Below are 23,082 nucleotides of genomic sequence, written 5' to 3'. Positions count from 1 at the left end.
CATGGCGATCACCTGGGCGAACATTCTCGAGTGGAAGACCGGTCCACTCGACGAGATCGCACAAGAACTCCTCGAGGCCAGCCAGGGTCTGCGCAATGCCTACGAAAATGGACAGGATGACCTGAAGGCCGTCCAGTCCGAGGGCGAGGCCGTCACAGCGATGCGCGCGACGACCATCACCAACCTCGCCTCACTCGAGCGTGCCCTCACCAACATCAACGGCGCCCTCATGGCCATCGAAGGCGCACGCGATGGAGTTGCGACCGTCATGTCCAACATCAACACCCTGCAGGCGTACGCAGCCACGAATAACTGCACCATTCTCAACGACGGCAGCGTCGTCGGAGAGGGCTCAAGGACACAACGTGGCGGAAAATCCTCTGCACGCTTAAACATCGAGCAGGGCATCGAAGACGTCGTCAAACAGGCCGACCAGGTCGACACCGATCTCTACCACGCCCTCCAAGACATCAACAACGACAGCTACACAGACGGAGACTGGGCAGAAAACAAGGTCATCGGAGTCCCCGATTTACCACAGCCAAACTGGAGCCCGTCCCAGAACGCGGCCTGGTGGAACTCCCTGCCCGAGGAACGCAAGCAATTCCTCATGGACCATCGTCCCGACGACATCCGCCACCTCGACGGACTCCCCGCCTACGCGCGCGACAGGGCCAACCGCTTCGCCCTCGACGGCTACTTTGACGAAAAGGGAAATTACCACAAGGGCGCCCTCGACACCGCCGAACAGGCTTATAACGACGCCAATGCCAAATATCAAGCCGCCCTCAAAAAGAGCACAGACAAGGAACTCAACCCCGCCCTCGCAAAAAACGACTACATCGACCCAGAGGTGGCGACGGCAAAGAGAGAGCTCGACCGAGCACTGGAGAAGTACCGGGACCTCAAGGTCATCAAGTCGCGAACGGAGCCTACCTATCGACTGACCAACGGCCTCGCCCCCGCTTACCTCCTCGACTTCAACTACGACGAGAAATATCAGCGCACGACCGCCATCGTCTCCGCGGGCAATCCCGACACCGCCACGCGTGTGTCGACGCTGGTTCCGGGCATCGGCACGAACGTGCGCGGCGACCTCGGGTACTACATGGACTTCAACGACCGCCTCAGGGATCAGACCAAGCACGCAGGGGTCAACCCGAACAGCGTTGCCACCATCTCCTACCTCGGCTACGTCGCCCCCAAGAACGATGGAACGAACATTAGACAGGCCGCAGACATCGGATTCGCCGACCGCGCGGCCCCCCAGCTCGCACGCTTCGAGGAGGGACTGCGTGCGAACGCAAACGCCAACGGCCACGCGTTCACCAACACCCTCATCGGCCATTCCTACGGATCGACCACGTCCGGCAAGTCGATGACGCTCGTCGCCCCGGGCACCGTCGACCGCTTCATCATGTGCGGCTCTCCCGGAGCTGGGGCAGACACAATCGACGCATATAACGTGTCACAGAAACACGTCTATGTCTCCTCGATCCCAACGTCCGACGCAGTACAGGACCTGAACACATTCACACCTAGTGGATTCGGGAGCGACCCACGATACCTCGACGGAATTACTCATCTGAGCGGCGACGTCACAGATTCTGAGAAGTACGTACCACCTCGCATACCTCCCATCGATGACAATCCGCTAATGCACCAGGCTTTCCGCGCCCTGCACGCTTTAGACCATCACATGGCCTATTTCGACGAGGGCACCCGCACATCCCAGGACTTCGCGAACATCGTCGCCGGCGGAAACCAGACGACGGACGAAGAGTGGGCAGCGCTCAAGGCAGCCCGGGCAAAGGAAAACAACGGCCACTGACACATGCTGAGCAACTATCCTCAGTTGTCCGATGACTTGGGACCAATGTCGTGTACGATGACAGATGTCGCTCAGAATCCGGATGGCGCAGCATCTTCCACCCGGTTAGACTACTGCGCGGCTGAGCATATGAGACAGAACAGGGTGGCACTCAATGGGTAGGGATAAGCTGCGTATCGTTGAATATTCGGCGCCGGAGCCGCAGGTTCCAGCGTCCGATGAGACGCGCCGCGAACTGTCCCCCTACTGCCTGAACACGGAATCATCGCCCCGACTGTACCCAAAGTCTGAGCAGGCGGTCAGCCCTCATCTGCCGCCCGTGGAGCGCATGCCCGTCCCCGTGACACCCTTCCCCAAGCTGTTCCACGACGACCCGGAACCCGCGTAATCGTCAGGGCCGCAGGCACCAACTGCCTCGGCCCACTCCTTTACCCAAAGCGCCGCACCTCGCCACACTCGCCCCAATCTGCCACGGCCTCGCGCGACCATCCGCACACCGGATACCCGCCGCCCAACGCGCGCCCGCGTGACAGACTGGCACCATGAGCGAGAGCTTCCTGACGGACCTGCGCGCACTCATCGACGTCGACGCTTCGAGCGGCACGCGAGCGCGCTACTCCTCCGACGCCGGCCTCACGCGCATCCCGCCCCTAGCCGTCGCATTCCCGCGCACGCCCGAGCAGGCGATCGCAGCCTTCGACCTCGCCCGCGCCCACGGCGTCCCCCTCACCGCCCGAGGCGGTGGCACCTCGTGCGCGTCCAACGCGATCGGCCCCGGCCTCGTCCTCGACTTCTCGCGGCACATGAACCGCGTCATCTCCATCGACCCCGAGGCCCGCACCGCCACCGTTGAGCCCGGCTGCGTCGGCTCCACCCTCCAGGCCGCGGCCGCGAAGCACGGCCTACGCTTCGGCCCCGACCCCTCCTCCCAGAACCGCGCGACGATCGCCGGCATGGTTGCCAACAACGCGTGCGGCCCGCACGCGACCGCCTGGGGGCGCACCTCCGACAACATCGTCTCCCTCGACTGCGTGGACGGGCAGGGGCGGCGCTTCACGGCCACGACCGACCACGACGCAGCCCTCAGCGACGTGCCGGGACTCGCCTCCCTCATCGACTCCAACCTGGCGCCCATCCGAACCGAACTCGGCCGCTTCAAGCGCCAAGTCTCCGGCTATTCCCTCGAGCACCTCACCCCCGAGGGCGGGCGCAACCTCGCCGCCATGCTCACGGGCACCGAGGGCACCCTCGTCCTCATCCTGTCCATCACCGTGCGCCTCGTACCCCTGCCCGACGCGCCCGTGCTCGCCGCCCTGGGCTACCGCTCCATGATCGAGGCCGCCGACGACGTACCCGCACTGCTCGCCCACTCCCCCCTCGCCGTGGAGGGCATGGACCGTCGCCTCGTCGACGTCGTGCGCGCCCACAAGGGCCCCGGCGCCGTCCCCGCCCTGCCCGAAGGCGAAGGCTGGCTCCTCGTCGAAGTCGGCGCCCCCGGCGAAGACGTCACCGCCTCCCTGGAGCGCGCACGCGCCCTGTGCACCGACTCGGCCGCCATCGACACGGTCGTGTACCCGCCGGGGGCACAGGCCTCGGCCCTGTGGAGGATCCGCGCCGACGGTGCGGGCCTGGGCGGACGCACCCCGCCCGACGGCGCTGGCGGCGGCGACCAGCAGGCCTGGCCCGGTTTCGAGGACGCGGCGGTCCCGCCCGAAAACCTCGGCGCGTACCTGCGCGACTTCACCGCCCTCATGGAGGAGTTCGACATCGACGGGCTCCTGTACGGGCACTTCGGCGACGGCTGCGTGCACGTGCGCCTCGCCATGCCGCTCGACACCCCGGAGGGCGTCGCCCACTCGCGCGCCTTCCTGCAGTCCGCGGCCCGCATCTGCGCCGCCCACGGCGGCTCCGTCTCCGGCGAGCACGGCGACGGGCGCGCCCGCGGCGAGCTCCTGCGCTTCATGTACTCCCCCGAGATGCTCGACCTGTTCGCCCGCGTCAAGCACGTCTTCGACCCGGACAACCTCCTCAACCCCGGGGTGCTCGCCGCCCCCATGGACGAGGCCGAGGCCGCCTCCCGCGCGCGGGCGCGGAATGCCGGCGGGGCCCTCGAGCTCCAGCCCGGCGTCGACCCCCTCGACTTTGGCCTGCGCCGCGTCGCCGCGCGCCCCATGCCCGCGGACGGCGGCTTCGCCTTCACCCACGACGGCGGCGACTTCACGGCCGCCGTCCACCGCTGCACCGGCGTCGGCAAGTGCCGCGCGGGAGTGTCCGGCACGTTCATGTGCCCGTCCTACCTGGCCACGCGCGAGGAAAAGGACGTGACCCGCGGGCGGGCCCGCATCCTCCAGGAGGCGGCGAACTCGCAGCTCGTGAAGGCCATCGACTCCCCCGAGGTCCTCGAGGCCCTCGACCTGTGCCTCGCCTGCAAGGCCTGCTCCGCCGACTGCCCCGCCGGCGTCGACATGGCCCGCTACCGCTCCGAAGCGCTGTTCCGCACCTACCGGGGCCGCATGCGCCCCCTCAGCCACTACACGCTTGGCTGGCTGCCTCGCCTCACCCGCGTCACCGCGCGCGTGCCCGGCCTGGCAAGCATCGCGAACGCCGTCATGTCGGTCGCTCCCCTGCGCTCGCTCGCGTTCCGCGTCATCGGCCTCGATCCTCGACGAGGCATGCCCGCCCTCCAGTCCGGCACCTTCACCACGTGGGCTCGCCGCCGCTCCCTGTTGGCGGACAGCGTTCCTGCGTCGGCTTCGTCGGATGCCGTATCCGATACCCGCGAGCGCGAGGGGGCCACCGCCTCGTCGACGTCGAACTCCCCGATCCTGAGCGGGCCGCGCGACCCCAGCGGGCGGCCGTACGCGCTCGTGTGGGCGGACTCGTTTAGCCAGACCCTGGACGATGCGGGTGCGCGCGCGGTCGTCGACGTGCTCGAGGCGAACGGGTTCGCGCCGATCGTTGCGCCGGACGCATGCTGCGGCCTCACGTGGATTACGACGGGTCAGCTGACGGGTGCGAAGAAGCACTTGGCGTCGTTGCTGGGGGTTCTTGCGCCTTTCGCGGCGTCGGGGATCCCGATCGTCGGCGTCGAGCCGTCGTGCACGGCGGTGCTGCGCGACGACCTGCTGGATCTGCTGCCCGAAGACCCGCGCTCGGTGCTCGTATCTTCCGCGACGCGCACCCTCGCCGAGGTGCTGTCTGCGGTGCCCGCATCCGAGCGTCGCCTGCCGAGCCTGGAGGGCGTCGAGATCGTCGCGCAGCCGCACTGCCATCACTACTCCGTCATGGGGTGGGACGTGGACCAGGCGCTGCTCGAGTCGCTGGGCGCGCGTGTGACCCGGCTCGAGGGTTGCTGTGGCCTGGCCGGGAATTTCGGCATGGAGGCGGGCCACTACGACCTGTCTGTGGCCGTCGCATCCCATTCGCTGCTGCCGTCCCTGTCGGCGAAGCCGGACGCCGTGTATCTGGCGGACGGCTTCTCGTGCCGCACCCAGGCCGCGCAGCTGGCGGGCCGCGGGGGCGTCCACCTGGCGACGCTGCTTGCGGGGCACGCTGACTGATTGGCGTTGCTGCGGCGCTCCGCGGGTACTCTGGGCACTGCTCCTGTTCGGGGCACCGTCGTACCTTGCTGTGGGGCCGGGCTGCTTTGTGTGCCGGTGGGCGGCGGCCCGCCCGCGAGCCGTCCGCGCCGCGAGCTCCGCTCGGCGCGTCGCCTCGAAGCCCGGCCAGGCCCCGCCACCGCCCACCGGCACCGCAACCAGGCCCCACCGGCACCCTTCACATCTGTGGGGCCTGATGCACTGGCGCATGTTTCGGTGCTTCGCCCCGCAGCGGCATCCGTTCGTGATTGCGTCCACGCATTCGCTTGTTACCGATGAGGTGTTACACCCGATCGGTAAGGTTCAACCTCTTCTGATCAGGTTGAATGTTCCCGATCAGGTTGAATCTTCCCTAACGGGTGTAATCCTCTCGCGCGGTTCCCCAACGATTGGCAGCCATATGGAACCGACGCTCCGGTCCATCACACGCCGGCGAGGGTTTCGCCCACAGGCCCTGAGCCGAGGATGGGATCACGGATTGGAAAGGCCCCAACAGCTCACTTACCAAGGACCTCAGTTGCGCCAGATCCTCATAATCTGGCCACGAGAATCGATAGATGGTCCAGCCGGCACTACGCAAGTCGTTTTCGCGCTGGATCCAGTCACGCTTCGCCCGAGCGAAGTCGGCTTCGTTCTTTCCAAGCTTTCCAATCCCATCGAACTCGAAGATGATCATGAGTCCCGGAATAGCGATGTCCGCAAAATAACGCCTCCCGTTGACGACGATCTCAAACTGGGTCACGACCTCGAACGCGCTCACCGACTTCACCACCCACAGAAGAGCGGCCTCAGCAGGGTTCTCGCAGCCCGGGTCAGCGGCGGCTATCAGGCGTTTAGCTCTCCGGAAGGGGATAGTTTCTTTGTCTGTCGCACGTTCTTCGAGCCTTGCCAGCATGTTTTCCCGCAGAGAATCCGAACGTTGCCGGTCCACGTCCTGCGTAAACACTGAAAATTGCGACTGCCGATTGAGCAGCATACAGAGCGCCACGAAGGCACTTAAGTGTTCAGAGAAGAGAGCCATGCGCACTCCAGCATCAACGATTCCTTCGACGGTGATGCCCTCTACTTGCTCAAGCTCCGGCGCATTGGGTGGCACGACGCTCCACCGGACCGAGACGGCAGGCACCCGAACAGCCTCCGCTTGGACTGCGCGCAGCGATTTGTGCCCACGCCGCGAAGGAGCCCAGACGCAAACATCGGGGTTCGCTTCCCACAACGGAATACCTCGAGCAACGAGCGCACTGGCTCCGATGAAGACACGATCTTCACTCCCCGCATGCTGCACAGCCAACAGTCGTGCTCGTGACACGGCTTCCCAGACAGCCCATCGCGAACTCAGGAATTGAGCATCGTCGACGCGTACGTAGCACCCCTTCATGATGTGTAGATACACGCATGTATCTTGCATATCGCGAGGAATTCGACAGCCCGACGATGAACGAATAACGGTCAGCTGATTGTCACTCATATGTGGATGATCGCAGCACGACGAAAGTACCTCACCTAGAACGGCTGCCCCTGTGGAAAACATACGACACGAACGAAGGTCTGTGGATAAAAGCCCCCCAGCCCCCTAACAATGGTGGCCAACAACAACACCTGCCCAGGTATTCCCTTGTTACCGATGAGGCGTTACACCCGATCGGTAAGGTTCAACCTCTTCTGATCGGGTTGAATCTTCCCGATCAGGTTGAATGTTCCCGATCAGGTTGACCCTTGCACCAAGCATTTCCCATCCCAGGCCCATCCACGTATCAACTGCTCGTTCATCACCCCGCACGCACCAGGCCCACAACCTTCGCCGAGGCCGGGGCACCCGTCACGCGGGCCCAGCGGGCAGCGACGTCCGAAACATCGATGGACGGATCGACGAGCAGCGCCGTCGACAGGGCCTCCGCCAGTACACCCGACGAGGCCACGATGCTGACTTGTCGAACGCCCGCACTCGCGGGGTATCCCGTGCGTGGGTCGATGATGTGGTGGTCGAAAATCCGACCGCCACCCGCAGCTGTTTCACGCCATGTTTCACGCGCGCGACGATCTTCCACAGAACCAGCCGCAGGCCCCACCAGAGGCCCCGACGCACGCCCCGCACCGACACCGCGAACCCCACCCAGCGGCCCCAGGTTATCCCCGGACGTCGACAGGGACGCCATGCCGCCCGCAGGCAGCTCCACGACGCCAGCGACCGACGTGGGCCCACCATGAGGGTCTCGCAGGCCCGCGCGCCACGACGAACCGTCGGCGCGAGTCCCATACACCGACACCGACGAGGTCCCCACCGACACCAACACGCCACGCGCCCCCATGGCCACTGCCAAGTCGCGGCACGCGTCGGCGGTGTATCCCTTCGCGATGCCGCCCAGGTCGAGGCTCGGGCTGGGAACATCCACACCACCCACGCACTCAGCAGGGGTACCCATCGCCCACCGCCGCTCGCCAACGCGCGACAGCAAGCCCCACGACGACGCCCGCAACGCCGCCTCCACAACGCGCTCAGACGGCGCGGGCGGCAAGGGCGCACCCGCGACGTACGCGGCCCGCATCGCTTTGACGTCCCAGGCGGCAACGAGCGGCCCGATCAGCGGGTTGAACGCTCCCCCGGTCGCCTCCGCGAGCGCGAGCGCGTCACGCAGCAGCCGGTCGGTTTCTTCGCTGACGACGAGGCCGGGGCCAGCCACCGCGGAATCGGCCCCACAACGGGACACACCACCGCCGCCCCCAGTCGAAGCGACTACATCATTGAGCCGCGACACCTCGGAGGAAGGCCGGAATACGCTCCACGTGTCCTCGTGGCGCGCGACGACACCCACAACAGCGTTGACGATCGCCATGCCGTCCCCGCCCCAGCCGATGATGTCGACGCGGGTCCCCATCGCGGGGAAGGACGAACGCCACGTGGGCGCTACCCCCGGAGACCCGGCCACGGCCTCGTCCCCCGGGCCGCCCACAGAGCCAGCACAGCGCGCGGGCTCAGCCGTCGGAGCCTCCGAGGTCCTTGTCGAGGTCGCCGTCCTTGGTGGCGTCTTTCAGGCCGGGGATATTGATGTCGTCGGCGCCGTCCGGGGAGACACCCTGGGCCGCGGCGATGGCGCGGATGGCGGCCTGCACGAACTGCTGGTGGGCGACGGTGGCGCCGGTGATGACGTCGACCTTGGCGGGGTCGCCGACCTTGGTGAGGTTGTCGGAGTACTCCTGGTAGGAGGCGACGGCGGCCTGCGCCTTCTTGTAGTAGTCCTCGTTGAAGACTTCGCCCGCGGAGTTCTTGCCGTACTCGGCGCCCTTGTCGGTGCCGTCGGCAAGCGTCGTCTCGTAGGAGGTGGCGGTGATGCGCCCGCCCTCAACCGTGATGGTGATGGTGCCGATGGAGCCCTGGTCGTCGGCGTTGGACTGGGCGGTCCAGGTGCCGTCGCTCATGGGCTTGGTCATGTCCAGGCCGGTGGAGGGCGTGCACGCGGCCAGGATCGTCGCGCCGAGGGCGCCGAGGACCGCGTACGAGGCCGGGGCGACCCAGCGGGATCGGGTATCGGGGGTGGTGGGCGTGGTCATCGCACCTTGTCCTTTCCGCTGCGTGCGTCGCCGTCGCGGCCGGGCAGAACCAGGCCGGAGGCGCGCTGTTCGAAGTCGTGGTCGTGCCAGGTTTCTTTGACGACCTTGCCGTGGTCAAGTCGGATTTCGCGCTGGCCCTGTTCGGCGACGAGCGCGTCGTGGGTGACGACCATGAGGGTCGTGCCGTCCTGGTGGAGCTGGTTGAACAGGTCGAGGACGATTTCCTCGTTGGTTTCGTCCAGGTTGCCGGTGGGCTCGTCGGCCAGCAGCAGCTTGGGGTAGTTGATGAGGGCGCGGGCCACGCACACGCGCTGCTGTTCGCCGCCGGAGAGCTGGCGCGGCAGGTGGGTGGCGCGGTCGGCCAGGCCGACGCGGTCCAGGGCCTCGAGGGCCTCCTTCTCGTCGGGCATCGAGTGGTAGTACTGGGCGACCATGACGTTCTCGAGGGCCGTCAGGTGGCCGATGAGGTGGAACTGCTGGAAGACGAGGCCGATGGTGCGGCAGCGCACCTCGGTGAGCTCGTCGGCGGTCAGGTCGGAGATGTCGTGGCCGTCCAGCATGACGGTGCCCTTCGTGGCGGTGTCCATGGCACCGACGATGTTCATCAGCGTGGTCTTGCCGGAGCCGGAGGGTCCGACGATTGAGACCCACTGGCCGCGCGGGATCTCGAGGGACACGTTGTCGAGGGCGTGCAGGTCCCCGTAGATCTTGGAGACGCCCTCGAGGCTCAGCAGCGCGTCGGTGGAGGCCGACGAGGCCGGGGTGGCAGTGGAGGTGGTCATGGTGACTCTCATTCTCCGCGCAGGACGAGCGCGGGGTCGACGGCCAGTGCGCGGCGCACGGGCGGGAGGCAGGCGAGGACGGCGATGAGGATCGAGCAGGCGACCGTGCCGAGGAGGATGACGGGGTGCAGCGAGATAGAGCGGTGGAACACGGAGGTGGAGATGAGGACGGCGAGGCCGTAGCCTGCCCCGGCCCCCAGGATTCCGCCGATGAGGCCGAGCATGACGCCCTCACCCATGAACTCGCGGGTGATGGATCGGGAGGTGGCGCCCAGGGCCTTGCGCAGGCCGATCTCGTTGCGGCGCTCGGTGACGACGGCGATCATCGTGGTGGACACGCCGATCATGGTCAGCGCCAGCACGATGACGGTGATGACGACGAGGAGGGAGCGCAGCATCGCGAGGACACCCGTGTCGGACTGGGCGAGGCGGCGCACGGTCTGAGCGTGAATGTCGGGGTTCGCGGCGTTCATCGCGTCGGCGATGGCGCTGAGCTGATCACCCTCCAGTGCGATCGAGTATTCGGCGAGCGACACGGTGCCGCTCTGCCCGGTCAGGGCGCTCATGTCCTGGCTGGACATGTACACGTAGCCGTCTTCGTTACCGCCGGTCTTGAGGATGCCGGACACGGTCAGGGTGACGGTGCGCGGATCGACCTTCAGGCCCGAGGCCGGGGCGCCGGACTGCACCTGCGCACCCTTCGAGGAGGCGCCGGCGTCCAGCTGGCTCACCGTGATCGTGTCCCCCGCCTTCACGTCGATCGTCGAGGCGACCTGCTCGCCCACGAGCACCTGGCCCGTCGCAGCGGGCCACTCACCGTCCACGAACCAGTACGGGTTCATGGCGTGCACGGCCTCCAGGTCGGCGCCGCCCGCCACGTAGGGCTGGTCGTTGATGGTGACGGTCTCGTAGTCAAAGGCCGCGGATCCGACCAGAGCGCTTGCGGGCACCTGGGCGGTTGCGGCGGCCACGGCCTCGTCCGTGATGGGCACGTCCCCGGCGGGGGTGACGACGAGGTTGGCACCGTAGGAGCGGATCTCGCGGGCCAGCTGGGCCGGCACGTCGACGGCGATCGTGACGAGGCCGGACAGTGTGGTCGCGCCGATGGCGACGGCGAGGATCGCGATGAGGACGCGGGAGCGGCGGCGCAGGATGGAGGAGGTGACCATCCGCCAGAACATTGCTCGTCTGGACATGGGCATCACCTTCCGTGCAGGACTTCCGCCGCGTTGAGGCGCAGCAGGTAGCGGATCGCCGGGATGGAGGCTCCCAGGACGACGAGGATGACGAGGACGGCGACGAGGCCGACGACGACGGGCACGAAGGAGATCGACGAGTGGAAGACCATGTAGCCGATCGCCTGGGCCAGCGCGAGGCCTCCGCCGTAGCCGAGGACGCCACCGACCAGGCCGACGATGACCGTTTCGGTCAGGAACAGGGCGATGATCTGCTTGTCCTTGGCCCCCACGGCCTTCATGAGGCCGATCTCGCTGGAACGCTCCATGACGCCTGCGGTCACCAGGTTCGCAATGGCCAGGGCCGAGGCGATGAGCGCCAGGACGGTCACGAGGACCATGAGCAGCTGGGTCTTTTCCAGGATGACGCCTTCGGACTGGGCGACCTGGCGGACCGGGCGGGCCACAGAGTCCGTCATGACTTCCTCGATCTGGAAGGCGATCGAGGAGACGTAGGCGGTGCAGTACCAGGTTTCCTTCTCGGACACGCTCAGCGAATTCGGGTTCTTCGCCGCCTTGCGCGCCAGGTCGTTGTCCGGCGTGGTCAGAGCGGAGACCTCGACGCTGCCGACGACGCCCTCGCGGTTCAGGAGCGCCTGGGCCTGCGGAAGCTGAATGAACACGCCGCGGTCGGCATCGTCGCCGCTGGTGAGGATGCCGCGCACCGTGAAGTCGCGGGTGATGCCTTCGCGGGTGAGGGTGACAGTGTCGCCGACCGTCAGGCCGTGGGCGGCCGCGTAGGTGGTGCCGACGAGGACGCCGTCCTCGTCGTCGTCCGCCGGCCAGGAGCCCTCGATGCCCCACCAGCCGCGCAGCTTGTCGAGGCCGGTCTCGACGCTCTCGCCGGTGGCCAGCTCGAGGTGGTGGCCAAACCACGTGCCGGTCGTGGGCACGTGCTCGCCGGACGCGTCGGTGGCGGACACGTTCAGCAGGGGCGCGAAGTCGAGGATGTTGTACGTCCAGAAGATTGTCTTGATGTTGCCGAGCTCGTCCTCGCGCAGGTAGGAGCGCGCCTCGGTGGCTTCGCCCGTGCTATAGAGGTCGTCGAGGACGGCCGCGCCCTGCGGGCGCACCACGATGTTCGCGCCGTAGGACTTGAGTTCCTGGTTGACCTTGTCGCCGACGTTGAACATGACGGAGAGCATGGACGTGGCGACGCAGGCGCCCAGCGCGACGGTCAGGGCGATCATGAGGTGGCGGTTGCCGCGTCTTGTGAGGGCGCCGCGGAGCATTCGGAAAAACACGCGTCAGCCTTACTTCGCGAAGATGGAGGCCGAGGCCTCGAGGGCGGAGATCGGCACGGTCAGCGTGCCGTTGGAGACCTTGTAGTCGATGGGGATCGGGTTGCAGCCGCCCTTAAAGCCGATGGTCGCGATGTTCATCGCCACTTCACACAGCTTGCAGATGACCTTGCCGTCCTTCTCGTAGTAGCCGGAGGGGCCGCAGATCTCGCACGCATCCAGGCCAACGCCGAAGGAGGAGCCGGACTTCTGGATGACGATGAAGCGCACCTTCACGCCGCCCGAGGTCGTGTACTCGAAGCGATGCAGGTGGCCGTCCGAGATGTCGGCGAGGTTGACGCTCACCTGGTCGTCGACGACGCTGAAGGACTCGGGCGGGGACAGCTCGATCTCCTGGCTGCCGTAGGCGACGCCGACGGTGATGAGCAGCGCGCCGCACAGGTAGCCGAGGGCGGCGGTGCCGGCCATGGACTTGTAGAGGCGCGAGCGCGCGCGACCCAGGCGCCCCTCGGCCGGGTTTGCCCCGACGGTCGGAATGGAGCGCGAGGCCAGCCAGGTCAGGACCACCACAGCACACAGGGCCAGGCCAGCGGCGATCGTGAAGACGGCCTCGTGGTTGATGAACCACGACATGACCGCCCATGTTTCCTTGCTGGTTGAGATCCAGCGCTTGGCCTTGAGGATACGCACGACCATCAGAGAGTGGTTGGCCAGCAGGGCGATCAGGATGAAGGCCGCCGGCCACACGCGGTTGTTCCACGAGCACAGGCGGTAGGACACCCAGGCGACGAAGCAGACGAGCACCCATGCCAGCGTGTAACCGACGAGCGCGAGGACGACCGGGGTCGAGTAGATCTCGACGCCGCCCGAGAGCATCATGACGGCCTGGTTCATGGCGGTCGGAACGGCCCGGAACAGGGCGGCCGCAATGTAGAGGGCCCCGACGATGCGCACGAGGGTATCCCCGCTCACTGCGGTTTCCATTGACGAGGCCGCCCGGGCCTCGTCGTCGGCGTCGCCGGGCAGGAGGGCGCGCACGCGGCGCGAGCGCACCGCGATGAGCGCAAGGAACAGGACCGCGAGGAGAATCCCGACGGGGAGGGTGAACAGGCCAACCGTCTGGCGGTTCACGGACTTGGGGGCCTCGACGTTAATGATCGTCAGGGCCAGGGAGGAGACCATGCCCAGGCCGATGCCGGCCCACACGGCGAGCGAGCGCGCCTTCTTACCGCGGCGACCACGCCCGGCGGCGGGCATGAAGCGGATGACGGCGCCGAGCGCGAGCATCGTCAATAGCAGCGTCAGGGTTGCTTCACTCATCTGCTGAAGCATTGGCTTTCCTCCCGAAATAAAGGTTCACCGAAGTCGTAGCTACGGTGTCGATTCTAGTCCCCTCACGGGGCGAGGGCCGAGGCGAGAGGTCCCGACAAAGAACCACTGCCTCGGCCCCGCGAAGAGTGCACGTCGATCACCAGGAGACGGCCGTGGGATCCCACTGCCAATCCGGGAATTCGGCGACGAGCGGCTCGGTCCAGAAGCGGCCCTCGACACCCGTGGTCTTGTCGGTGTGCAGCAGCCACACGCTGGGGGGCTTGATCATGAAGGACACGTCGTAGGTGCCGGCGTCCAGCTTGGGCAGGTTCAGGCCGTAGTGCGGGCCATCGGACGCGTTCATCGGCATGAGCGTGCCCTCCTGGACGGTCGTGCCGGACTTGTCCTTGATCGCGTAGTCCACGGTCAGGCCGGGGACGAAGTCACCCGCGCCGTAGCCGAGCTTGTTGTCGGCGGCGGCGGCGATGTCGGCCTCAATGTGCATCGAGGAATCTGCGGCGGGGGTGCCCACCTGGGGTTCCATCTCGACGGGCTGGAAGTAGACGCCACCCACGACGAGGGGGCCGACGTGGACCTCGTCACCGAGGGGCTGCTCTTCGAAGCCAGCGTCCTCGCCGGGGGCGGGAGCGGCAGAGTCAGCGGCGGCCGAGGACGAGGTCGACGGCTTCTCGCTGGAGGACGAGGAGGAGTTGTTGGAGCAGGCAGCCAGGGTGCCTGCGAGGGCCAGCGTGGCCAGGGCCGCGCCGACGCGGAACAGAGAGCGCTTCATAGTGATGATCTCCTGTGCGTGTTGGTTGGGTGAAACGTCGGTGTCGCTCGGGGGTGTCATTCCCCAGCCCGCGACTGGGCGGCGGCCTCGCGGGCGAGGCGAGCTTTTCCGAAGAAATAGAGACCGACGATGATGGCGAGAACGATGGCTTGCGCGGCCAGGTTCTCCACTCGGGGGTAGATCCCCAAGAGGTCAATGGTGGGGAAGCCGGAGATGGGCGTCAGGGACACGACGTCCGCCTCCTGGAGTTCCCCGATACCGGCACCCGTAAAGGTGAAGGCCATGAAGGCCATCAGCAGCGAGGTGACGGTGAAGAAGGGGCGCAGCGGAATGCGCACCGCTGCGAACTGGATGAGCAGGTAGATGATGACCAGGGCCACGAGGCCGACCGCCAGGCCGATCCACACGTAGTGGACCTTGTCGCCCGCAGCCGCGACGATCGGCACGTAGAAGAGCATCGTCTCGGCGCCCTCGCGCAGGACCGCGAGGAAGGAGATGAACGCCAGGCCCAGCAGGGAGCCGCTGGTCAGCGAGGCGTCCGTCTGCTTCTTGATGTAGTCATCCCAGGCCTTGTTGGAGGACTTGTTGATCATCCAGTTGGAGACCCAGATCAGCATGACGACCGCGAAGAGCGCGGCGAAGCCCTCGAGGAGCTCCTGGTTGGCGCCCGCCAGGGAGGTCACGTAGCTGAAGAGGAAGGCCAGGCCCACGGACAGGGCGAGGGCGAGGGCCACGCCGCCCCACACGATGGGGGCCTTGTTCTTGTGGCCGGCCTTGGACAGGTAGGCCAGGACGGCGGCGACGACCAGGATCGCCTCCATGCCCTCGCGCAGGATGACGAGGAGGGAGGGCAGGAACTGGGCGATCCACGGGGAGGTGCCCGAGCTGTCAGTAGTCTTGTCGGCGGCCTTGCCGGTGTAGCCGTCAAGGCTGTTGGCATCCTCGCGGATGTAGTTCGTCAGCGTCGAGAGGTGCTGGTCGACCGCGGCCGAGTCGTCGTCGGTCATGGCCTTCTTGAGGAGAGAGAACTCCATCTCCACCTGCGAGACGCGCGAACCGGAGATGCGGCTCATGACCTGCTTCTCCATGCCAGTGATCTCGTAGTGCTTGTAGTAGGCCTCGTTGACCTTGTCCTTACCGGCCTTGGCGTCGCCGCCCTTGTAGGCGTTGGCGCCGTCTTCGAGGATGCCGTTGATCGTCTTGGCGACCTCACCCCACGCGCCGGGGCTGTAATCATCCGACGAGGCCTGGGCTGCCGACCCGGGGGCGACGCCATCCAGGGACGCGCCGTCTTCGACCATGTACTGCTTGAGGGTCGTAGCGTGACTATCGACGCCCGCACTGTCGGCGTCACTCATGGCCTTCTTCAGGAGGGAGAACTCCATCTCCACCTGGGAGACGCGCGAGCCGGAGATGCGGGCCATGACCTGCTTCTCCATGCCGGTGATCTCGTAGTGCTTGTAGTAGGCGTCGTTGACTTTGTCCTTGCCGCCCTTAGCGTCGCCCGCCTTGAAGGTGGACACACCTTCGTCGATCAGGCCATTGATCGTGGTCGAAACATCGCTCCACGTCTGATCCGCGGCGCGCGAGGGCGAGGCGAACATCGCCACGGCCAGAGCCGCCATCACGGCGACGATGAGGACGCGGCTGAGTCGCTGACCGATGTTGTGTACGTGAGCGCGAATACTATGCGCGTGAGCGCGAAGCACTGTCACCGCTTGCCTCCTGTGGATCCGGCGATTAGGCAACGCCGGGATGATGGAATTCCTAAGCATTGAGCGTAGCCACATCTCACCCAGGTGAAAAGCAGTCTGTTTAGGTCGTCCTAAATTGTGACCATGCCGTGACGGTGCCTAGCGCGGGGACATAGCCCCGTTGAGGGACTAAGGACCCAGGATGATCGCTTGCTGACACGATGCCATAAAAGTGGCGCAATATCCAGGATTTCTAATGTCTCACAGTTCAACCACACGCCCACCCCATCAGGTCAAGATCTGACAAAATATTCGGGCGGTCTAATTTTCGACAGGAAGAGGAAACCACCCATGACAACCGACCCGAATACACAGCCCCTGAGCGAGGCGGCAGATTCTCTCGTGACGAACACAGGCCCGCAGGGCCCCGTGTCCGCCGCTCCCCTCCCCCTACCCGGCGAATCGGTTTCGAGCGAGGCGGCCACGGACTCGTCCCCCAAGCGCCCGACGCGCGCGGACTGGGTGCGCATCGCGATCTTCGGCATCCCCTATGCGGCGTTCTTCCTGGTGGGAGTGCCGACATGGATCTTCCCCGCATCGTGGAGCCTGACCGCTATCAACATCGGGCTCGACACCATCTTGCTGATCATGGCGCTCGCATTCTTCTGGCGCGAGTTCTTCCCCGCTTTCACCTACCTGCGCACGCGGCCCGTACGCAAGATCGCGCTCCTCTTCGGCCTATGGTTCCTGGTCACCGCCATTCAGGCAGTAACCCGCATCGCCCTCTACGGACACAACCAACCGATTGCCGAAAACCAGCAGCAGGTCATGAACCTTCTGAATGACGGGGCTCTCGGCATCGTCTTCACCTTCTTCGTCGGCATTGGAGTGCCCGTCATCGAGGAAATGTTCTTCCGCCACATCCTCATCGGCAAGCTCAGCGCGTACGCGCCCACATGGCTCGTCGCGTCGATCTCAGCGGCGCTTTTTGCGTACATGCACTCTCACCAGTGGCAGGACTTCTTCATGTACCTGCCGCTGAGCATCGTCTTGACGCTCGTGTACGTGAAGTCCGGGAAGAACGTCGCATACTCGTGGACGTTCCACGCGCTGAACAACTCGATCATGCTCATTGTCAGGTCCCTCGTCTAGTCGCCTGCGAGGGTATCGGACTTACCTGTGTGTCGCCCCGCCCGGCCTCGGGCGGGGCGTTGCTGCACTCTCACACACATGCACCCGCCAATTTATTTCAAATTCTGTCATAATATTCGGGCAGTACAATTTGCGGCAGAAAGCGGATCCCACTCATGGCAACCAACCCGAATACACAGCCCCTGAGCGAGGCGGCAGATTCTCTCGTGACGAACACAGGCCCGCAGGGCCCCGTGTCCACCGCTCCCCTCCCCCTGCCCGGCGAGGCTGTTTCGAGCGAGGCAGTCCCGGCCTCGTCCCCTGAGCGCCCGACCCGCGCGGACTGGGTGCGCATCGCGATCTTCGGCATCCCCTACGCCGCGTTCTTCCTGCTGGGCGCCGTTCCCATGTTCCTCTTCCCCGAGTCGTGGAACCTGACGGCCATCAATCTCGCTGTCGACACGGTCTTCCTGATCATCGTCCTGGCACTTTTTTCGCGCGAGTTTTTCCCCGCGTTTTCCTATCTGCGCACGCGCCCCTTCTTGAAGGTCCTGCTGCTTTTCGGCCTGTGGATCCTGGTCGTCATCGTCCAGGCCGCGACCCGCATCGCCCTCTACGGGCTCAACCCGCCGGTCGCCGATAACCAGCAGGCCGTCATCAACGCAATTTTTGACGGCGGCACGGGACTCATCTTCTGCTTCTTCGTCGCCATCGGGGTGCCCATGGTCGAGGAGATTTTCTACCGCCACATCCTCATCGGCAAGCTCAGCGCATACGCGCCGACGTGGCTCGTCGCTTCAATCTCCGCGGCGCTGTTTGCGTACATGCATTCTCACCAGTGGCAGGACTTCTTCACATACCTGCCCATCAGCATCGTCCTGACGCTCGTGTACGTGATGTCCGGGAAGAACGTGGCGTACTCGTGGCTGTTCCACGCGCTCAATAACTCGATCATGGTGGGCCTGATGTTCGCCATGCAGGGAGCTTTGCAGAACGTCTGATTGTTGGATGCCGTGACGCCCCGCCCGGCTTCGGGCGGGGCGTTGCTGTACGTCCGCTGGATGTGGACGGCCGCGCCGCCTGAAGCCGCCGATGCCTGCGCAAGGCCTTGAGGTGACGTTTGAAACCCGCAACGCCTCTGCGACAAGCCCGGGTCTGCGTCTTGAAACCCACAACACCTTTGCACCCGAAAACTGGACCAAAAACACCCATTTCTCACCCGCAAAGGCGATGGCGGTTTCAGTTACGGCTCGATCTGCGCCCGCAAAGGCGATGGCGGTTTCAAACCCTCGCAAACACGCACGAGCAAAGGCGACAGGGGTTTCAGACAACCGGGCCGCCTATCCAACAGGGCCCGGCCGCGGCGCCCGCGGGCAGTGGTGCGGCCCGGCCGCGGCACCCGTGGGCAATATCCGTTACAAACGTCGTCAAACCGGAGCAATTTGAAAGCCCTTCCGAGGACTTCTGTTACAAACGTCGTCAATCTGCTCCCAAAAACCACTATTTTCAGCGAAAAAGCCGTCGGATTTACGACGTTTGTAACAACGGATCAGAAATCCACGCGAAAAACACCGCCGATTGACGACGTTTGTAACAACACGCAAGAGAACGGCCAGAAATCGCAGCGCGCAAGACCCCTGCGATGCCCACGGGCGGCAGCAGGGCCTGGCCGGACGACGAGACAACGCGCCAAGCCACACATCAGCGGCCAGGAACCACTGGTGTGGAGGGCGCCGGAGGGACCGGAGGGCACGGGCGGGCTTCGAGGCGCGGCGCCGAACGAAGTGAGGCCGCCTAGCCTCGCGGGCGGCCGGGCCCTCCGGCGCCCGGAACACCCGTGGGGCCACAAGCAACACCACACAGCACCCACAACGAAACGAGGCCGCGACCGGTTTCCCGGCCGCGGCCTCGCCGCGCTCAATCAGCGCTACTCAGCAGAGCAAGCGCCAGCGATCAGGCGGTCATGTCCACGTGATCCTCGACCGCGGCGCGGCCAGCCTCGAGGCGGGCGACGGGGACGCGGAACGGGGAGCAGGACACGTAGTCGACGCCCACGTTGTGGAAGAAGTGGATCGACTGCGGGTCGCCACCGTGCTCGCCACACACGCCAAGCTTGATGTTCGGCTTGGTGGAGCGGGCGCGGCGCACGCCCTCGGAGACCAGGGTGCCCACGCCGTGGACGTCGATGGACTCGAAGGGGGAGACGCCGAAGATGCCGGCCTCGATGTACTGCGGGAAGAACACGCCCTCGACGTCGTCGCGCGAGAAGCCCCACACGGTCTGCGTCAGGTCGTTGGTGCCGAAGGAGAAGAAGTCGGCTTCCTCGGCGAGATCCTCGGCCGTCATGGCGGCGCGGGGCAGCTCGATCATGGCGCCGATGGAGACGCCGGACAGGTCCACGCCGTGGGCGGCGGCGACGGAGGCGATGATGCCTTCGCCTTCCTCGCGCACGAGCTGGAGCTCACGCACGGAGCCGACGAGCGGGACCATGATCTCGGGACGCGGGTTGAGGCCGCGGGCCACGAGCTCGGCGGCTGCCTCGCACAGGGCGCGCATCTGCAGGGCGAACAGGCCGGGCAGGTAGATGCCCAGGCGCACGCCGCGCAGGCCCAGCATGGGGTTCTGCTCGTGCATGCGACGGACCTCGACGAGCATGGCCTCGTCGGCGGGGTCGAGGGTGCCGGTGGCCTTGCCGACGGCGACCTTCGTCTCCAGCTCGATGAGGGCGGGCATGAACTCGTGGAGCGGCGGGTCGATGAGGCGCACGGTCATGGCCTTGCCGTCCATGACCTCGAGCATCTCGAGGAAGTCCTGCTTCTGGAGCTTCTCGAGCTCGTTGAAGGCGGCCTGGCGCTCGTCGGACTCGGGAGCCGAGAGGATCGCTCGCTCGACGAGCGGACGACGCTCACCCAGGAACATGTGCTCGGTGCGGCACAGGCCGATGCCCTCGGCGCCGAAGGCGATGGCGCGCTTGGAGTCGAGGGGGGTGTCGGCGTTGGCACGCACGTGCAGGCGGCGGACCTTGTCGGCGTGGCCGAGGAGCTTGTCAACGGCCTCGACGAGCTCGCGGGTGCCCTGGTCCTCGCCGGCGGCGGCGATGCCGGCCTCGAGGCCGTCAGCCAGGTAGGTGGTGACGGGCGAGTCGGCGACGGGAACCTCACCGCGGAAGATCTCGCCGGTCTGGCCGTCGATGGCGATGGTGTCGTCGGCGGTCAGGACGAGGTCGCCGATGGTCACGGTGCCGGCAGCTTCGTCGATGACGAGGGATTCGGCGCCACACACGCAGGTCTTGCCCATGCCGCGGGCGACGACGGCGGCGTGCGAGGTCTTGCCGCCACGGGCGGTCAGGACGCCTTCGGCGGCGACCATGCCGGGCAGGTCATCGGGGTTGGTCTCGCGACGCACGAGGACGGTCTTGATGCCGTTCTCGGCGGCCTCGACGGCCTGGGCGTTGTTGAAGGCGATCTTGCCGACGGCGGCGCCCGGGGAGGCGGCCATGCCGCGAGCAATGAGCTCCTTCTCGGCCTTGGCGTCGAACTGCGGGAACATCAGCTGGGTGAGCTGATCGCCGGTCACGCGGCCCAGGGCCTCGTCGCGGGTGATGAGCTTTTCGCCCAGGAGCTGGGTGGCGATACGGAACGCGGCGGCGGCGGTGCGCTTGCCGACGCGGGTCTGGAGCATCCACAGCTTGCCGCGCTCGACGGTGAACTCGATGTCACACATGTCGCGGTAGTGGGTCTCCAGCTTGCGCATGATGGCGCGCAGCTCGTCGTAGACGGGCTTGTTGATGTCCTTGAGGGCGGACAGGGGCAGGGTGTTGCGGATGCCCGCAACGACGTCCTCGCCCTGCGCGTTCTCGAGGTAGTCGCCGTAGACGCCGGAGTGGCCGGAGGAGGGGTCGCGGGTGAAGCACACGCCGGTGCCCGAGTTTTCGCCCATGTTGCCGAACACCATGGTGCAGATGTTGACGGCGGTGCCCAGGTCGTGGGGGATGCGCTCACGGCGGCGGTAGATGCGGGCGCGCTCGGTGTTCCAGGAGCGGAACACGGCCTCGATGCCCATGTCCATCTGGGTGCGCGGGTCCTGCGGGAAGTCGTTGCCGGTCTGTTCCTTGACGATGCCCTTGAAGGTGTCGACGAGGCCCTTGAGGTCCTCGGCGGTCAGCTCGGTATCGCCCTTCACGCCACGCTCGGCCTTGAGCTCGTCGAGGGCGTCAGAGAAGAGGTCGCCGTCGATGTCGAGAACGGTCTTGCCGAACATCTGGATGAGGCGGCGGTAGGAGTCCCACGCGAAGCGCTCGTTACCGCTAACGGCAGCAAGGCCGAGAACGGACTCATCGTTGAGGCCGATGTTCAGGACGGTTTCCATCATGCCGGGCATGGAGAACTTGGCGCCGCTTCGCACGGAGACGAGGAGCGGGTCGGAAGGATCGCCGAGGTGGCGGCCCATCTGGTCTTCGACGCCGCGCAGGGCGGTGGTGACCTCGGTGGCAAGCGACTCGGGAACCGTCGACTCCTTGAGGTATGCGCGGCACGCCTCGGTGGTGATCGTGAAGCCGGGGGGAACGGGCAGACCGAGCTTCGTCATCTCGGCGAGGTTGGCTCCCTTTCCTCCGAGGAGGTCCTTCATGGACTTGTCGCCCTCGGAGAAGTCGTATACGTACTTGACCATCGTGGTCCTCAACTTCCGTGTTTGCGATGACCGACCCACCAGCGGGTCGCTACCAGGGGTAAGGATACACGCTTCAAGGGACCTAGGTCACCTCAAGGCGCGCGAGAGTATGATTGTCCTTACATAGACGAGGCCGGGACAGCCCCCTCATCTTTCCTCACCGGGCGCACGGGATGAGAAAGTCATCCGATCAGCGGCAACGTCACAACCTTCCCCCTCGAAGGCACGACCGCGCGACAGCCGGGCGGTGCCGCGACCTATAGCGGCTTGAGCAGCATGTGGAGGCCGTTCGAGGGATCAAAGACGACCTCGCCCATCAGGTTGAGCGTGCGTTCCTCGCTCGAGGTACGCACAACGACATCCGACAGGCGGATTCCCGTGGAATAGCCCCCCGACGTCGACCCAATGCTCACCTGCTGCACATCCGACAGTCGTTCAGGGGGACAGAATGTGCGATCCGGCGTGCCGCCCCGGAGGCACTCTGTCAGATACGCCTCCGCATTGCGTTTCAGCCACAACGCGGCATCGGTATCGACAACCGCCTTGATCTCATGCTCGTCAACATCTTTGCTCAGATCCATGGTCGTTCTCGAGGTCGCCTTGTCCACCGTCAGATTGACGTGTTCAGAGGCAGTATCGACGACGGCTTCGTAGATGCCCGGGTACGCGTAAACCGTGACTTCTTGACTGGCGCGGTACCACAGATAGTCATCGGGCAGATATTTCGCCTTGTTCTCATCATAGGCTGTCCGCCCAAGGGGCCCGATGGAGACCCCACCGATGGTCACATCCCTGCCGTACCCCTCCGTATCGATGCGTACGGCGCGCGCGGCACTGCTGACAACGCGCCAGTAGCCCACTGGTTTCAGGGGCTCCTTCACGCGCTCCAGGTAGATTTCGCGATTGACAGAGTCCTCACCGACTATGAACTCGATGACGGCTCCCTGACGCCCGTGCAGGTCAGGCTGATTGTGCAGGCGCACCTCCTTGACCCGCGCAGGTTCCACGGTCTTGGCGCCACGAAGATCAAATGCCCGATCTGCACTCTTCGTCGCTTCCCCGAAGCTGTCCCCCGACTCGACCTCAAGAGCGTCATTCACGCGCCCTTCAGCGATCGCATCGGCGTAGTAGCGCGCCGCCTCCTCGACGCTCTTTTCCGTGTTGCTTTGATAGGCAACACCTGCGATCGCCCCCAACGCAACGACGCACACGAGGACGAGGATGAACCACGATCGACGACTCATCGGG

16 protein-coding genes are annotated in these 23,082 nt (G+C 65.7%); 5 read left to right on the top strand and 11 right to left on the bottom strand.

All coding sequences use genetic code 11. The features are described from left to right. The first annotated feature begins 1 nt into the window (after position 1). The 3 genes from FBF35_RS01510 to FBF35_RS01500 all read left to right on the top strand — a co-directional run bounded on the left by FBF35_RS01510 (position 2) and on the right by FBF35_RS01500 (position 5,391). Complete coding sequence (locus tag FBF35_RS01510; RefSeq protein WP_060566276.1) at positions 2–1,831, top strand: alpha/beta hydrolase; 1,830 nt, start codon at positions 2–4, stop codon at positions 1,829–1,831. Positions 1,832–1,985: 154 nt separating this feature from the next. Further along, positions 1,986–2,219 (top strand): hypothetical protein, encoded by a 234-nt coding sequence (locus FBF35_RS01505; protein WP_060566275.1) that lies wholly within the window; start codon positions 1,986–1,988, stop codon positions 2,217–2,219. A 154-nt stretch (positions 2,220–2,373) separates the two neighbouring features. Further along, positions 2,374–5,391, top strand: coding sequence for an FAD-binding and (Fe-S)-binding domain-containing protein (locus FBF35_RS01500; protein WP_060566274.1), 3,018 nt, complete (start codon positions 2,374–2,376; stop codon positions 5,389–5,391). Positions 5,392–5,782: 391 nt separating this feature from the next. On the opposite strand, the gene FBF35_RS10595 is transcribed toward FBF35_RS01500, so the two are convergent. The 9 genes from FBF35_RS10595 to FBF35_RS01455 all read right to left on the bottom strand — a co-directional run bounded on the left by FBF35_RS10595 (position 5,783) and on the right by FBF35_RS01455 (position 16,053). Then, positions 5,783–6,898, bottom strand: a complete 1,116-nt coding sequence (locus FBF35_RS10595) for a hypothetical protein (protein ID WP_241772533.1) — start codon at positions 6,896–6,898, stop codon at positions 5,783–5,785. 301 nt (positions 6,899–7,199) lie between these two features. Further along, entirely contained in the window at positions 7,200–8,357 is a 1,158-nt protein-coding gene (locus tag FBF35_RS01490; RefSeq protein ID WP_241772532.1) for an FAD:protein FMN transferase, read from the bottom strand. A gap of 46 nt (positions 8,358–8,403) precedes the next feature. After that, on the bottom strand, positions 8,404–8,979 hold the full coding sequence (locus FBF35_RS01485) for an FMN-binding protein (protein ID WP_060566272.1): 576 nt from the start codon (positions 8,977–8,979) through the stop codon (positions 8,404–8,406). Beyond that, a complete protein-coding gene (locus FBF35_RS01480; RefSeq protein ID WP_007589879.1) occupies positions 8,976–9,761 on the bottom strand; it encodes an ABC transporter ATP-binding protein in 786 nt (261 codons plus the stop codon). Before FBF35_RS01480 ends, FBF35_RS01485 begins: the two co-directional genes overlap by 4 nt. 8 nt (positions 9,762–9,769) lie before the next feature. After that, positions 9,770–10,957 carry an ABC transporter permease gene (locus FBF35_RS01475; RefSeq protein WP_060566431.1) on the bottom strand — a complete coding sequence of 396 codons (1,188 nt, stop codon included), beginning with the start codon at positions 10,955–10,957 and terminating at the stop codon, positions 9,770–9,772. Positions 10,958–10,962: 5 nt separating this feature from the next. Beyond that, on the bottom strand, positions 10,963–12,228 hold the full coding sequence (locus FBF35_RS01470) for an ABC transporter permease (protein ID WP_060566271.1): 1,266 nt from the start codon (positions 12,226–12,228) through the stop codon (positions 10,963–10,965). A 21-nt stretch (positions 12,229–12,249) separates the two neighbouring features. Continuing rightward, a complete protein-coding gene (locus FBF35_RS01465; RefSeq protein WP_060566270.1) occupies positions 12,250–13,569 on the bottom strand; it encodes a DUF2318 domain-containing protein in 1,320 nt (439 codons plus the stop codon). A 136-nt stretch (positions 13,570–13,705) separates the two neighbouring features. After that, positions 13,706–14,338 (bottom strand): iron transporter, encoded by a 633-nt coding sequence (locus tag FBF35_RS01460; protein WP_060566269.1) that lies wholly within the window; start codon positions 14,336–14,338, stop codon positions 13,706–13,708. Between the two features lie 56 nt (positions 14,339–14,394). Then, a complete protein-coding gene (locus FBF35_RS01455) occupies positions 14,395–16,053 on the bottom strand; it encodes an FTR1 family protein (RefSeq protein WP_060566268.1) in 1,659 nt (552 codons plus the stop codon). A 330-nt stretch (positions 16,054–16,383) separates the two neighbouring features. On the opposite strand from FBF35_RS01455, the gene FBF35_RS01450 reads away from it, so the two are divergent. Then, on the top strand, positions 16,384–17,184 hold the full coding sequence (locus FBF35_RS01450) for a type II CAAX endopeptidase family protein (protein ID WP_060566267.1): 801 nt from the start codon (positions 16,384–16,386) through the stop codon (positions 17,182–17,184). A gap of 155 nt (positions 17,185–17,339) precedes the next feature. Further along, positions 17,340–18,164, top strand: a complete 825-nt coding sequence (locus FBF35_RS01445) for a CPBP family intramembrane glutamic endopeptidase (RefSeq protein WP_060566266.1) — start codon at positions 17,340–17,342, stop codon at positions 18,162–18,164. A 952-nt stretch (positions 18,165–19,116) separates the two neighbouring features. Here the strand turns inward: FBF35_RS01445 and ppdK are convergent. Further along, positions 19,117–21,834: a pyruvate, phosphate dikinase gene (gene ppdK, locus FBF35_RS01435; protein ID WP_060566265.1), complete on the bottom strand. Its 2,718-nt coding sequence runs from the start codon at positions 21,832–21,834 to the stop codon at positions 19,117–19,119. 257 nt (positions 21,835–22,091) lie between these two features. Next, positions 22,092–23,078, bottom strand: coding sequence for a hypothetical protein (locus tag FBF35_RS01430; RefSeq protein WP_060566264.1), 987 nt, complete (start codon positions 23,076–23,078; stop codon positions 22,092–22,094). Positions 23,079–23,082: the final 4 nt, after the last annotated feature.

It is taken from the genome of Schaalia odontolytica (genome assembly GCF_005696695.1).
Lineage (GTDB): Bacteria > Actinomycetota > Actinomycetes > Actinomycetales > Actinomycetaceae > Pauljensenia > Pauljensenia odontolytica_C.
This window is presented reverse-complemented; position numbering and strand designations above follow the sequence as displayed.